This window comes from Dyella sedimenti (assembly GCF_022760995.1).
GTDB classification, from domain to species: Bacteria; Pseudomonadota; Gammaproteobacteria; order Xanthomonadales; family Rhodanobacteraceae; genus Dyella; species Dyella sedimenti.
Genome location: NZ_JAKWJO010000003.1, coordinates 231,168 through 242,791, shown reverse-complemented (window position 1 = coordinate 242,791; position 11,624 = coordinate 231,168). Strand labels below are relative to the sequence as shown.

Here is an 11,624-nt window from a genome sequence, read left to right as displayed (position 1 = left end):
CATCTGACGCTGTCCATCGTAAGTCTCTACGCGCGTGCGCGTGCGCGCGCCTCACGGGAACTATCGATATCGTGCGTCGGATGCGTCAGTCCCCACCGAACGAGGACTGACACCATGCACACCACCCTGCTTGCCCTCGACCTGGGCACCACCACCGGCTGGGCGCTGCGCGACCGCACGGGCCGAATCACCAGCGGCACCGAAGCCTTCAAGCCCCGACGCTTCGAAGGCGGCGGCATGCGTTTCCTGCGCTTCAAGCACTGGCTCACCGAACTGAAGGCCCACGCCGACGGGATCGATACGCTGGTCTTCGAGGAAGTGCGCCGCCACGCCTCGACCGACGCGGCGCACGTCTACGGCGGCTTCCTCGCCACGCTCACGGCCTGGTGCGAGCACCACGGCATTCCCTACCAGGGCGTGCCGGTGGGCACGATCAAGAAGCACGCCACCGGCCGCGGCAACGCCGGCAAGGACGCGGTGATGGCGGCCGTGCGTGCGCGGGGCCACGCCCCGGCGGACGACGACGAGGCGGACGCCTTGGCGCTGTTGCTCTGGGCCCTCGAGCTTCACGACGCGGCGCAGGAGGACTGAGATGATTGTTCCGACCTCTCGCTACCGTTGCCCGCTCGGTCGACTGCAGCCCGAGCCGATGGACGTGGAGGCCGTCAAGCGCCGCGGCTGGCGCGAGCAGCGGCTGCTCGTCGTCTCCCTCGACGACGCCCGACTCGACTGGATGGAGCGCGAGCTGATCCGGCAAATCGGCGAGCGGCTCTACGGTGCACGGGAGGCGCGCCATGGCTGAGTGGACCGTCGAGCGTGTGGCCGAGCGCTTCCGGGAGGCGGCCATCACCGCCCACCGCTTGCCGTCCGTGCGCGTGCAGGGCTACTTCAATACTTGGCCCGCGATCCGGCGCATGCCCTGGGAGACGCTGGGGGCCGAACCCACGATCCGGCGCTTCCCGCCCGCGCCCGAGACGGTCGAGCGGATGCTCGAGACGATGCGCTGGGTGTTGTGGCTGGAGGAAGAAGAACGGCATCTCGTGTGGATGCGTGCCGAGCGCCACCGCTGGCGCGACATCTGCGCCCGCTTCGGCTGCGACCGGACCACGGCTTGGCGGCGGTGGCAGCGGGCGCTGGGGGTGGTGGTCGATCGGCTGAATACCAGACCGTCCATTTGACTTGAAATGTATTGCACTAGGTGATACACTTTCGCCATGAATCGCGTGTTTCGGACCCGCAGCTTTACCCGCTGGATGCGCAAAGCGGGTCTGACCGATGAAGTTCTGTGCGTCGCCGTTTCGGAGATGGCGCAAGGATTGATCGATGCCGATCTCGGTGGCCATCTGGTCAAGAAGCGTCTCGCACTGCCCGGTCAAGGCAAACGTGGTGGCGCACGAACCATCGTGGCCACCAAGATGGCGGACCGCTGGTTTTTCGTGCTTGGCTTTGCCAAGAACGAACGGGCCAACATCGAAGCGGCAGAGCTCAAGGCGTTGCAAGAGCTGGCCAAGCACTACTTGGGATTCGATGATCTGCAGATCGAACAAGCGATCGACAGTGGAGTATTGACGGAGGTGCGTCATGACGACGAAAAAGCGTAAGAGCCGGATCCTGCAAGAGGTTCATGAGATGGCCTCTGATCTGCATCGGATCGGTCTGATCGACAAGCGCCGTATGCGCGAGTTCGATGCGTTGTGTCACCTCGACGTTCATGAAATGCCGCCGCAAAAGATCAAATCGCTGCGCGAGCAAGCTCACGTCAGCCAAGCGGTGTTTGCGGCGGTGCTCAATACCAGCATCTCGACCGTTCAGAAGTGGGAAATCGGTGACAAGAAGCCGAGCGGTCCCTCGTTGAAGTTGCTCAACCTCATCGAACGCAAGGGGCTGGAGGCCGTGCTCTGAAGTCGCTGGCACGAGCGCATGCCACCGCGCCTGCGTGTTTTGGCGTGATTTGGCGGGTGGGGTCGTGCATCCGCGTGCGTCTGTGGCGAAATGCGGGTTTGGCCGCTGCAACAGATCCGCCGGTCCGGGGGTAGTATTTCCGCTAACTTCTGGACAGCGGTGACGGTCGAGGAAGCCGCCCGGCAATCCACGGGTCCTTCCTGGCCAATAGCCCATGCGGGGGGCGCGAGCGCGGCAATGCCCTAGCGTCTGACCGCAAACCGAGGTTTGCAGGGTTTGCGGTTTGCAGCCCTCCAGCCCGAGACCTTCTCCCCGACACTCCCAGCCCGCCCACGGTCCGCCGTCGGCGGGCTTCTTCGTTTCCGAGGCACCGATTCTGGACACGCTCGCCGTCACGTACCGCAAGGTCGAGACGCTGATCCCCTACGCCCGCAATCCGCGCACGCACAGCGACGAGCAGATCGCGCGCATCGCCGCCAGCATCGCCGAGTTCGGCTGGACCAACCCGATCCTGGTCGATGGCGAGCACGGTGTGATCGCCGGTCACGGCCGGCTGCTGGCCGCACGCAAGCTGGGGCTCGCCGAGGTGCCGGTGATCGAGCTTGCGCACCTGACGCCTGCGAAGAAGCGCGCCTACGTGATCGCCGACAACCGGCTCGCGCTCGATGCCGGCTGGGACGAGGCGATGTTGGCGCTGGAGTTCGCCAAACTGGCCGACGCCGGCTTCGATCTGGACCTGACCGGCTTCTCGGCCTCCGAGATCGAAGGCCTGCTCGACGCCATCGAGGAGACCGAACCGTCCGACGAAGAGGACACGAGCGCTTTGGCCCGTGACCCGGACGAGGACGACCTCACACCGCCCACGGTGGCGGTCACGCGCCCCGGCGATCTGTGGCTGCTCGGTGAACATCGGCTGCTGTGCGCCGACAGCCGCGACGCGGCCGCCGTCGCGCGCCTCCTCGAGGGCGAGCGGGCGCACCTGCTCTTCACCAGCCCGCCGTATGCCAACCAGCGCGACTACACCACCGGCGGCATCGCGAACTGGGACGCGCTGATGCAGGGCGTGTTCGGCGCTGCTCGCGCGGCACTGCGGGAGGACGCGCAAATCCTGGTCAACCTCGGGCTCGTGCATCGCGACAACGAGTGGCAGCCGTACTGGGACGGCTGGATCGAGTGGATGCGCAGCCAAGGCTGGCGGCGCTTCGGCTGGTACGTCTGGGACCAGTCGGTGACCGTGCCCGGCGACTGGGCCGGGCGGCTGGCGCCCCGGCACGAGTTCGTCTTCCACTTCAACCGACGCTCGCGCAAGCCGAACAAGACCGTGCCCTGCAAGTGGGCCGGGCACGAGACGCACCTGCGCGCCGACGGATCGTCCACCGCGATGCGCGGCAAGGACGGCAAGGTCGGCGCCTGGAACCATGCCGGACAGCCCACGCAGGAGTTCCGCATCCCAGACTCGGTCGTCGAGGTGACGCGCCAGCGCGGCCGCATCGGTGAAGGCATCGATCATCCGGCGGTGTTCCCGCTGGGCCTGCCGAAGTTCTTCATCGAGGCCTACACCGACGCGGGCGAGATCGTCTTCGAGCCGTTCGCGGGCTCCGGCACCACACTGCTGGCCGGGCAACACACCGACCGCCCGGTACGCGCCATCGAACTCGCTCCAGAGTACGTGGACGTCGCGCTGCGCCGCTGGCTGCAGCACCACCCGGGCACGGCGCCGGTGCTGGAGGGCAGCGGCCGGACCTTCGCCGAAGTCGCCGCCGAGCGGCTGGGCGAGACGGCGGAGGCCACTGCATGAGCTGGCTGGCCGATCGCATCGAGCACTGGCCGATCGACAAGCTGCTGCCCTACGTGCGCAACGCCCGCCAGCACTCGGACGAGCAGATCGCCCAGATCGCGGCCTCCATCGCGGAGTTCGGCTTCGTCAATCCCATTCTCACCGGCGCCGACGGTGTGCTGGTCGCGGGCCATGGGCGGCTTGCCGCCGCGCGCAAGCTGGGCCTGCCCACCGTGCCGGTGGTCGTGCTCGACCACCTCACGCCGACCCAGCGCCGCGCCCTGGTGCTCGCCGACAATCGGCTCGCGGAACTCGCGACCTGGGACGATGCCCTGCTGCGCATCGAACTGGAGGCGCTGCAGGACGATGGCTTCGATCTCGATCTCACCGGGTTCGACGCCGATGCACTGGCCGAGTTGCTGGCCGATGAGGAACCACAGATCGAGGGCCGGACGGAGGACGATGCCATCCCGGAGATGCCGGAAGAGTCGGTGTCCAAGCCGGGCGACGTCTGGCGACTCGGGCCGCACCGCCTGGTCTGCGGGGACGCGACCACCACCGAGGCCTACGCGCGCCTGTTTCCGGACGGCGAGCGGGCGGACATGGTCTTCACCGATCCGCCCTACAACGTGAACTACGCCAACAGCGCGAAGGACAAGCTGCGCGGCAAACACCGCCCCATCCTCAACGATGCACTGGGCGAAGGCTTCTACGATTTCCTCTTTGATGCGCTGGCGCTGATCATGGCGCACACCCGAGGCGCGATCTACGTCGCCATGTCCTCCAGCGAACTGGACACGCTGCAAGCGGCCTTCCGCGCCGCCGGCGGGCACTGGTCGACCTTCATCATCTGGGCCAAGAACACCTTCACGCTGGGGCGCGCCGACTACCAGCGCCAGTACGAGCCGATCCTCTACGGCTGGCCGCAGGGCGCGCAGCGCCACTGGTGCGGCGGCCGCGACCAGGGCGACGTGTGGAGCATCAAGAGGCCGCAGAGGAACGACCTGCACCCGACCATGAAGCCGGTGGAACTGGTCGAGCGCGCGATCCGAAATTCGAGCCGCCCCGGCGACGTGGTGCTCGACCCCTTCGGCGGCTCGGGCACGACCTTGATCGCCGCCGAGAAGGCCGGGCGCGTGGCGCGGCTGATCGAGCTCGACCCGAAGTATGCGGACGTGATCGTGCGGCGCTGGCAGGACTGGACGGGCCAGCAAGCCACCCGCGAGGCGGATGGCCTGGCCTTCGATCAGGCGGCGAGCGACTCGTCGGCGATCGCGCAGTGAATCACGAACCCGGTCAGATAGGGCAGCCCGCGCGGGATGTGCTGCCCCATCGCGACTCAGGCAAGCCGGTAGACGCGCTCGCCGCCCGGGGATTTCTCGGAGACGATCGTCAGGCCCAGTTTCTTCTTCAGCGCCCCGGCCAAGGTGCCGCGCACCGTGTGCGCTTGCCAGCCGGTGCTGTCCATGATCTGGCGGAGGGTGGCGCCTTCGGGACGCTGCAGCATCGCGATCACCTGCGCCTGCTTGCTGTCGGCGCGGGGGCGGCGGGGCTCGGCGCTGCGATGCGCATCCTGCGCCCAGGTGGCTTCGGCGGCGCACACCGCCGCCTCCAGGTCGGCCTCGTCGGGTGCCGTCTGCGCCTGCTCAGCCTGGGCGATCACCGCATCGAGCTTGGTGACGAAGGACTGGCGCTGGGCGGTGCGGGCACCCGGGCGCGGCACGCCCAGGGCCTCGTAGCCTGCGTCGGCGACGACCCAGACCTCGCCCTGGCGGGCGATCAGGGCGCGGTTGGCCAGGCCATCGAGCACCTTGCGGCGGGCACCGCCGTGGATGTGCTCGGGGAACCAGTCGATTCGGCCGTCGCTGTGCTCGAGCGCATGGGCCAGGATCGCGTGCTGGGCGGGGGTCAGGGTGATGGTGCTCATGGTCTGCTCCTGGATAGGGATGGATCGGCGCGAGTCAGTCTTCCCACAGGTGCTCGCCATCGAGGCTGATCCACAGGCGCGCATCGCGCGCGGTGGCCATCTCGCGCACCGCCAAGCCGGTTTTGAGGTGGGTGCCGGTCTTGCCGGTGAAGTCGTAGCGCTGGCCGTCGTGCATCACGGTCGCTGGGCCTTGCTCGTCGAACTCGATTCGGATCAGGCGGGTGCCGAGGGCGTTTCCGTTGGTGTCGGTGACCTGGGGTTGGCGGATGCGCAGGGTCATGGTCTGCTCCTTGGTGCGTGGTGATTGGGTGAGGTGATGAACGCGCTGTTCGCGTGAGAAGCCAAGCGTTCTTGCTTGGCTTCGCATTGCTCGTCAGACCTTGCGCAACACCGAGATGCCGGCCTGCGCCAGTTCGAGCGCGGCGGCGTGGAAGGCCATCTCGCCGACCCAGGGCGCAGCCCTTGCGTCGTCGAGCAAGCGGTCGATGACCGGGCGTGCCTGGGCGCGCATCGCGGCGCAGGCGGCTTCGAGCTCGTCGCGGCTGGCGGCGGCCACCTCCTTGCGGCAAGTGCGCACCAGCACGGTCAGGGCGGCCTCGGCGAGCTTGGTGGCGAGAAGGTCGGGGATGTGGGGGTTCATCGGGCGTCCTTTCGATCGGGTGGTTCGGGGTGACGTGATGAACGCGCTGTTCGCCCGTGAAGCCAAGCGTTTTCTGCGGGTGTTGGCCAAGAACTGACGATGAATGGATCGAAGAGGGCCATGGGCATCTCGATTCGCGCCTACGCCCGCCACCGTGGGGTATCGGACACCGCCGTACACAAAGCCATCCGCGCCGGGCGCATCACGCCCGAGGCGGACGGCACGATCGACCCAAGCCAGGCCGACCGCGACTGGGCCAGGAACTCCGAGCCGCCCAAGTCAGGAACGGGCGCCCGGGCCGTGAAGGTGCGGGTGGCGGAGGATCCGGCCCCCAACCTCGCCACCGGCCTGCCCGCAGGCGGCACCACGCTCGTGCAGGCGCGCACGGTCAACGAGGTGGTCAAGGCGCAGACCAACAAGGTGCGGCTGGCCCGCCTCAAGGGCGAACTGGTCGATCGCCACCAGGCCATCGCGCATGTGTTCAAGCTCGCCCGTACCGAGCGCGACGCCTGGCTCAACTGGCCGGCGCGGATCTCGGCGCAGATGGCGGCCCGGCTCGGCGTGGAGGCTCACACCCTGCACGTGGCCCTGGATGCCGCCGTGCGCGAGCACCTCGCCGAGCTCGGGGAACTCAAGGTTCGGGTCGATTGATGGACGAGTTCGCCTATGAGGGCTGGGACGTCATCGAGCGTGCCTGGCGCGAGGGGCTGACGCCCGACCCGCTGCTCACCGTCTCCGAATGGGCCGACCGTCACCGGGTGCTGTCGAGCAAGGCCTCGAGCGAGCCGGGGCGCTGGCGCACCAGCCGCACGCCGTATCTGAAGGCGATCATGGACTGCCTGTCGCCGACCTCGCCCATCGAGCGCGTGGTGTTCATGAAGGGCGCCCAGGTGGGCGCGACCGAGACCGGCTCGAACTGGATCGGCTACGTGATCCACCACGCCCCCGGGCCGATGATGGCGGTGTGGCCCACCGTGGAGATGGCCAAGCGCAACTCCAAGCAGCGCATCGACCCGCTGATCGAGGAGTCGCCGGTGCTCTGCGAACTCATCGCTCCGGCGCGTTCGCGCGACTCGGGCAACACCATCCTCGCCAAGGAGTTTCGTGGCGGCGTGCTGGTGATAACCGGCGCGAACAGCGCGGTGGGCCTGCGCTCGATGCCGGTGCGCTATCTCTTTCTCGACGAGGTGGACGCCTACCCGCTCGATGTCGAGGGGGAGGGCGATGCGATCTCGCTCGCTGAGGCGCGCACGCGCACCTTTGCGCGGCGCAAGATCTTCATCGTCTCGACGCCGACGATCGCGGGCGCCTCGGCCATCGAGCGTGAGTACGAGGCCAGCGACCAGCGCCGCTACTTCGTGCCCTGCCCGCATTGCTCGCACCGGCAGTGGCTGCGCTTCGAGCAACTGCGTTGGGAGAAGGGACGGCCCGAGACGGCGGCCTACGTCTGCGAATCGTGCGAGACGGCGATCGCCGAGCACCACAAGACCTGGATGCTGGAGCACGGCGAGTGGCGCGCGACGGCGGAAGGCTCGGGCAAGACGGCGGGGTTTCATCTGTCGTCGCTGTACAGCCCGCTGGGCTGGCGCGCCTGGCGCGAGATCGCCGCCGCGTGGGAAGCCGCCGTGAGCAAGGAAACCGGATCGAGCGCCGCGATCAAGACCTTCAAGAACACCGAGCTCGGCGAGACCTGGGTCGAGGAGGGCGAAGCGCCCGACTGGCAACGCCTGCTGGAGCGCCGCGAGGACTATGCCATCGGCACCATTCCCGCCGGCGGCCTGCTGCTCACCGCCGGCGCCGACGTGCAGAAGGACCGCATCGAGGTCTCGGTCTGGGCCTTCGGGCGTGGCAAGGAGGCCTGGCTCATCGAGCACCGGGTGCTGATGGGCGACACCGCACGGGATGCGGTGTGGAAGGCGCTGGGCGGGATGCTCGCCGAGACCTGGACCCATGCCTCGGGCGCGGCCATGCCGCTGGCCCGCTTGGCGCTGGACACCGGCTTTGCGACACAGGAGGCCTACGCCTTCGTGCGCGCCTGCCGCGACGCGCGGGTGATGGCGGTCAAGGGCGTGCGGACGGGTTCGATGGGGGGCGCAGCCCTGATCGGCACACCGACGGCGGTCGATGTCTCGCAGGCGGGCAAGAAGCTGCGCCGGGGCATCAAGGTGTATGCGGTCGCGGTGGGGCTCGCCAAGCTGGAGTTCTACAACCACCTGCGCCAGAGCGCGGAGGTGGCCGACGACGGCGTGACGGTGACCTACCCGGCCGGTTTCGTCCACCTGCCCAAGATCGACGCCGAGTTCCTCCAGCAGCTCTGCGCCGAGCAACTGATCACCCGCCGCGACAGGAATGGCTTTCCGGTGCGGGAGTGGCAGAAGGTGCGCGAGCGCAACGAAGCGCTGGACTGCTACGTCTATGCCCGCGCCGCCGCTGCGGCCTCGGGGCTCGACCGCTTCGAGGAACGCCACTGGCGCGAACTGGAGCGGCAACTGGGGCTGGCCAGTCCGCCAGCCCTTCAAACACCTACTGAATCGATCACCGAGGCCACCCATCGAGGTGGCCTGGGTGTTTCTGGCAACCGCAACACCGGCCGGCGCGTGATCAAGAGCCGCTGGCTGTCCTGACGAGGAGACGCTATGTCACTGACCACCCGCATCGAGAGCCTGGTCATCCGCGTCGCGCAGGAGTTCAACGACGTCCGCGCGAAGGCCGGGAACCTCGCCCACCTCACCACCACCGACAAGTCCAGTCTGGTGGCGGCCATCAACGAGCTGAAGGCCGCGGTGGTGGCCTCGGGAGCGATCGACGACGCCCAGGTCGCCACGAGCAGCACCTACTCCTCGCACAAGATCGTCACGCTGCTCGACACCCTCAAGGCCGAGATCCTGGGCGGGGCCGATGCCGCCTACGACACGCTGCTGGAGATCCAGCAGCTGCTGCAGGACGGCACCAGCGGCCTGGACGCGCTGCTTGCCGCGGTCAACCACCGCGTGCGCTTCGACGCGGCGCAGACCCTCACCGCCGCTGAAGCCGCCCAGGCGCGCAGCAACATCGGCGCCGTGGCCGCGGCCGAGGTGGGCGACACCGACACCGACTTCGTCGCGATCTTCGAAGGGGCCCTGGTCTGATGAGCCTGGTCTCGCGCATCGGCGTCTTGGCCGGCCGCATCGGGCGGGAGGTCAAGGTCAAGGTCGGCGCCGACCACCCGGGTCTGGCGCGCGCCTGGGTGTGTTTCGGCTATGTCGGCAACCAGGTCGTCGTGCGCGCTGCGCACAACGTCGCCTCGGTCACGCGGCTGGCCGCAGGGCGCTACCGCGTGCACTTCGCCAGCCCGCTGCCGGACGCGAACTATGCCTGGGTGGGCGTCGCCCGCAGCAACACCAACACGGGCACGCAGCGGCTGCTGATCGTGCGCTCGACCGCCGACGAGAAAACGCCGATGCACGTCGATGTGGGCTGCGCGACCACCGCGGCGTCCTTCGCCGACTCCCCCGAGATCGACCTCGTGGTCTACCGCTGATGGCCTACACCCAAGCCGACCTCGAGGCCCTGCAAGCCGCGCTCGCCAAGGGTGAGAAGCGCGTGAGCTTCGGCGACAAGACGGTCGAGTACCGCAGCGTGGAGGAACTGCAAGCTGCTATTCGCCAGGTGAAACGCGACCTCTTCGAGCAGGCCGTGGCCACGGGGCTGTGGCCCGGCGCACCGCGGCAGATCCGCCTTCACACGACCAAGGGGACGTGATGGGTTGGCGCACCTCACAAACGCCAGCAAGCTGGCTCAGCACCCTCAAGCGCCGGCTGCTCGGCACCAGCCCCACCTACGACGGCGTGGGCGGCGGCCGCAGGGCCGTGGCCTGGCAGGTCGGCAACCCCGGGGCGGTCGCGGCGCTCGCCTCCACCCAGGGCGAGCTGCGCGCCAAGAGCCGCGATCTCGCCCGGCGCAACGCCTGGGCGGCCGCGGGCATCGAGGCGTTCGTCGCCAACGCCATCGGCACCGGCATCAAGCCGCAGAGCATGGTGACTGATGCGGCCGTGCGCGAAGCCATCCACGCGCTGTGGTGGGACTGGGTGGAGGAGGCCGACGCGGCGGGCTTGACCGACTTCTACGGCCTGCAGGCGCTCGCCTGCCGCGCGATGCTCGAAGGCGGCGAGGCGCTGGTGCGCCTGCGCTGGCGCCGCCCCGAGGACGGTCTGCCGGTGGGTCTGCAGCTGCAGGTGCTGGAGCCCGAGCACCTGCCGACCACCCTGCACCGGGACCTGCCCTCGGGCCACGTGATCCGCGCGGGCATCGAGTTCGACCGGCTGGGCCGGCGCGTGGCTTACCACCTGACCCGCTCGCACCCGGGCGACGGCAGCCTCGCTCCGATGTCGGGCACGGGGGCTGCCGCAGGAGGGCTGGACACCGTGCGCGTGCCCGCAGACGAGGTGATCCACCTGTTCCGCCCGCTGCGCCCGGGGCAGATCCGCGGCGAGCCGTGGCTGGCCCGCGCCCTCATCAAGCTGCACGAACTGGACCAGTACGACGACGCCGAGCTCGTGCGCAAGAAAACCGCCGCGATGTTCGCCGGCTTCATCACGCGGCTCGCCCCCGAGGACACCCTGATGGGCGAAGGGCTGCCGGACGCCCAGGGCGCGGCGCTCGCCGGGCTGGAACCCGGCACCTTGCAGATCCTGGAGCCGGGCGAGGACATCAAGTTCTCGGCGCCGGCCGACGTGGGCTCGAGCTACGACGCCTTCATGCGCCAACAGTTCCGGGCGGTGGCCGCCGCCATGGGCATCACCTACGAGATGCTCACCGGCGATCTCACCCAGGTGAACTACTCCAGCATCCGCGCGGGGCTGCTGGAGTTTCGCCGCCGCTGCGAGGCGATCCAGCACGGGGTGATCGTGCACCAGCTGTGTCGCCCGGTGTGGCGGGCCTGGATGGAGCAGGCCGTGCTCGAAGGGGCGCTGAGCCTCCCCGGCTACGCCCGCCGCCGGCGCGCGTACCAGGCCGCCAAGTGGATCCCGCAGGGCTGGCAGTGGGTCGATCCGCTCAAGGAGTTCAACGCGCTCAAGCTCGCGATCCGCGCAGGGCTCATGAGCCGCTCGGAGGCGATCTCGGCCTACGGCTACGACGCCGAGGACATCGACCGCGAGATCGCGGCGGACAACGCGCGAGCGGACGACCTCGGGCTGGTCTTCGACTCGGATCCGCGGCACGACAGGCGGAGCGACACCGTCACTCCGCTTGCGGCGGAGGCTCACGTGAGCGAAAGCGAACGTGAAGCGATGCGTGAAGCGATGTGATCCTCTCCGGGCAGACGAGTCGGCGCGGCAACGCCGTGCCCGACGTCGGACCTCGCCGCTGCGGCCCCGGCTGCCTGGCGCGGACGACCC

The 11,624-nt window shown here is 68.8% G+C and carries 16 protein-coding genes; 13 read left to right on the top strand and 3 right to left on the bottom strand.

Annotation, left to right across the window (positions count from 1 at the left end; translation table 11 throughout):
- Nucleotides 1-114: 114 nt before the first annotated feature.
- The 7 genes from MJ605_RS08760 to MJ605_RS08730 all read left to right on the top strand — a co-directional run bounded on the left by MJ605_RS08760 (nucleotide 115) and on the right by MJ605_RS08730 (nucleotide 4,962).
- On the top strand, nucleotides 115-591 hold the full coding sequence (locus MJ605_RS08760) for a crossover junction endodeoxyribonuclease RuvC (protein WP_243041046.1): 477 nt from the start codon (nucleotides 115-117) through the stop codon (nucleotides 589-591).
- Nucleotide 592: 1 nt separating this feature from the next.
- Nucleotides 593-802, top strand: a complete 210-nt coding sequence (locus MJ605_RS08755; protein ID WP_243041045.1) for a hypothetical protein — start codon at nucleotides 593-595, stop codon at nucleotides 800-802.
- Nucleotides 795-1,178, top strand: a complete 384-nt coding sequence (locus tag MJ605_RS08750; protein ID WP_243041044.1) for a DUF6362 family protein — start codon at nucleotides 795-797, stop codon at nucleotides 1,176-1,178. Before MJ605_RS08755 ends, MJ605_RS08750 begins: the two co-directional genes overlap by 8 nt.
- Nucleotides 1,179-1,214: 36 nt before the next feature.
- The gene (locus tag MJ605_RS08745) at nucleotides 1,215-1,601 is read left to right on the top strand and encodes a type II toxin-antitoxin system RelE/ParE family toxin (protein ID WP_243041043.1); all 387 of its coding nucleotides are present in this window, start codon (nucleotides 1,215-1,217) and stop codon (nucleotides 1,599-1,601) included.
- The gene (locus MJ605_RS08740) at nucleotides 1,582-1,902 is read left to right on the top strand and encodes a helix-turn-helix domain-containing protein (RefSeq protein ID WP_241925293.1); all 321 of its coding nucleotides are present in this window, start codon (nucleotides 1,582-1,584) and stop codon (nucleotides 1,900-1,902) included. The genes MJ605_RS08745 and MJ605_RS08740 overlap by 20 nt, the downstream gene beginning before the upstream one ends.
- Nucleotides 1,903-2,185: 283 nt before the next feature.
- Nucleotides 2,186-3,700, top strand: coding sequence for a site-specific DNA-methyltransferase (locus MJ605_RS08735; RefSeq protein ID WP_243041042.1), 1,515 nt, complete (start codon nucleotides 2,186-2,188; stop codon nucleotides 3,698-3,700).
- The gene (locus MJ605_RS08730; RefSeq protein ID WP_243041041.1) at nucleotides 3,697-4,962 is read left to right on the top strand and encodes a site-specific DNA-methyltransferase; all 1,266 of its coding nucleotides are present in this window, start codon (nucleotides 3,697-3,699) and stop codon (nucleotides 4,960-4,962) included. The genes MJ605_RS08735 and MJ605_RS08730 overlap by 4 nt, the downstream gene beginning before the upstream one ends.
- Before the next feature lie 56 nt (nucleotides 4,963-5,018).
- Here the strand turns inward: MJ605_RS08730 and MJ605_RS08725 are convergent, their stop codons facing one another.
- The 3 genes from MJ605_RS08725 to MJ605_RS08715 all read right to left on the bottom strand — a co-directional run bounded on the left by MJ605_RS08725 (nucleotide 5,019) and on the right by MJ605_RS08715 (nucleotide 6,246).
- The gene (locus MJ605_RS08725; protein WP_243041040.1) at nucleotides 5,019-5,606 is read right to left on the bottom strand and encodes a DUF3489 domain-containing protein; all 588 of its coding nucleotides are present in this window, start codon (nucleotides 5,604-5,606) and stop codon (nucleotides 5,019-5,021) included.
- Between the two features lie 34 nt (nucleotides 5,607-5,640).
- Nucleotides 5,641-5,886, bottom strand: a complete 246-nt coding sequence (locus tag MJ605_RS08720) for a hypothetical protein (protein ID WP_019562355.1) — start codon at nucleotides 5,884-5,886, stop codon at nucleotides 5,641-5,643.
- 93 nt (nucleotides 5,887-5,979) lie between these two features.
- Nucleotides 5,980-6,246 carry a hypothetical protein gene (locus tag MJ605_RS08715; protein WP_243041039.1) on the bottom strand — a complete coding sequence of 89 codons (267 nt, stop codon included), beginning with the start codon at nucleotides 6,244-6,246 and terminating at the stop codon, nucleotides 5,980-5,982.
- A gap of 120 nt (nucleotides 6,247-6,366) precedes the next feature.
- Here MJ605_RS08715 and MJ605_RS08710 point away from each other — a divergent pair, with 120 nt between their 5' ends.
- Genes MJ605_RS08710 through MJ605_RS08685 form a run of 6 tightly spaced genes read left to right on the top strand, consistent with a single transcriptional unit; the run spans nucleotide 6,367 to nucleotide 11,534 of the window.
- Nucleotides 6,367-6,897, top strand: a complete 531-nt coding sequence (locus MJ605_RS08710) for an elements of external origin (RefSeq protein WP_243041038.1) — start codon at nucleotides 6,367-6,369, stop codon at nucleotides 6,895-6,897.
- Complete coding sequence (locus MJ605_RS08705; RefSeq protein ID WP_243041037.1) at nucleotides 6,897-8,870, top strand: phage terminase large subunit family protein; 1,974 nt, start codon at nucleotides 6,897-6,899, stop codon at nucleotides 8,868-8,870. Before MJ605_RS08710 ends, MJ605_RS08705 begins: the two co-directional genes overlap by 1 nt.
- A 12-nt stretch (nucleotides 8,871-8,882) precedes the next feature.
- The gene (locus tag MJ605_RS08700) at nucleotides 8,883-9,374 is read left to right on the top strand and encodes a hypothetical protein (protein WP_243041036.1); all 492 of its coding nucleotides are present in this window, start codon (nucleotides 8,883-8,885) and stop codon (nucleotides 9,372-9,374) included.
- Complete coding sequence (locus MJ605_RS08695; RefSeq protein ID WP_243041035.1) at nucleotides 9,374-9,766, top strand: hypothetical protein; 393 nt, start codon at nucleotides 9,374-9,376, stop codon at nucleotides 9,764-9,766. The genes MJ605_RS08700 and MJ605_RS08695 overlap by 1 nt, the downstream gene beginning before the upstream one ends.
- The gene (locus MJ605_RS08690; RefSeq protein WP_126624742.1) at nucleotides 9,766-9,987 is read left to right on the top strand and encodes a phage head-tail joining protein; all 222 of its coding nucleotides are present in this window, start codon (nucleotides 9,766-9,768) and stop codon (nucleotides 9,985-9,987) included. The genes MJ605_RS08695 and MJ605_RS08690 overlap by 1 nt, the downstream gene beginning before the upstream one ends.
- Nucleotides 9,987-11,534, top strand: coding sequence for a phage portal protein (locus MJ605_RS08685; RefSeq protein ID WP_243041034.1), 1,548 nt, complete (start codon nucleotides 9,987-9,989; stop codon nucleotides 11,532-11,534). The genes MJ605_RS08690 and MJ605_RS08685 overlap by 1 nt, the downstream gene beginning before the upstream one ends.
- Nucleotides 11,535-11,624: the final 90 nt, after the last annotated feature.

Bases quoted from the DNA above. Each gene is read 5' to 3' on its own strand.
- MJ605_RS08760 (WP_243041046.1), top strand. From the start codon at position 115: ATGCACACCACCCTGCTTGCCCTCGACCTGGGCACCACCACCGGCTGG.
- MJ605_RS08755 (WP_243041045.1), top strand. From the start codon at position 593: ATGATTGTTCCGACCTCTCGCTACCGTTGCCCGCTCGGTCGACTGCAG.
- MJ605_RS08750 (WP_243041044.1), top strand. From the start codon at position 795: ATGGCTGAGTGGACCGTCGAGCGTGTGGCCGAGCGCTTCCGGGAGGCG.
- MJ605_RS08745 (WP_243041043.1), top strand. From the start codon at position 1,215: ATGAATCGCGTGTTTCGGACCCGCAGCTTTACCCGCTGGATGCGCAAA.
- MJ605_RS08740 (WP_241925293.1), top strand. From the start codon at position 1,582: ATGACGACGAAAAAGCGTAAGAGCCGGATCCTGCAAGAGGTTCATGAG.
- MJ605_RS08730 (WP_243041041.1), top strand. From the start codon at position 3,697: ATGAGCTGGCTGGCCGATCGCATCGAGCACTGGCCGATCGACAAGCTG.
- MJ605_RS08725 (WP_243041040.1), bottom strand. From the start codon at position 5,606: ATGAGCACCATCACCCTGACCCCCGCCCAGCACGCGATCCTGGCCCAT.
- MJ605_RS08720 (WP_019562355.1), bottom strand. From the start codon at position 5,886: ATGACCCTGCGCATCCGCCAACCCCAGGTCACCGACACCAACGGAAAC.
- MJ605_RS08715 (WP_243041039.1), bottom strand. From the start codon at position 6,246: ATGAACCCCCACATCCCCGACCTTCTCGCCACCAAGCTCGCCGAGGCC.
- MJ605_RS08710 (WP_243041038.1), top strand. From the start codon at position 6,367: ATGGGCATCTCGATTCGCGCCTACGCCCGCCACCGTGGGGTATCGGAC.
- MJ605_RS08705 (WP_243041037.1), top strand. From the start codon at position 6,897: ATGGACGAGTTCGCCTATGAGGGCTGGGACGTCATCGAGCGTGCCTGG.
- MJ605_RS08700 (WP_243041036.1), top strand. From the start codon at position 8,883: ATGTCACTGACCACCCGCATCGAGAGCCTGGTCATCCGCGTCGCGCAG.
- MJ605_RS08695 (WP_243041035.1), top strand. From the start codon at position 9,374: ATGAGCCTGGTCTCGCGCATCGGCGTCTTGGCCGGCCGCATCGGGCGG.
- MJ605_RS08690 (WP_126624742.1), top strand. From the start codon at position 9,766: ATGGCCTACACCCAAGCCGACCTCGAGGCCCTGCAAGCCGCGCTCGCC.
- MJ605_RS08685 (WP_243041034.1), top strand. From the start codon at position 9,987: ATGGGTTGGCGCACCTCACAAACGCCAGCAAGCTGGCTCAGCACCCTC.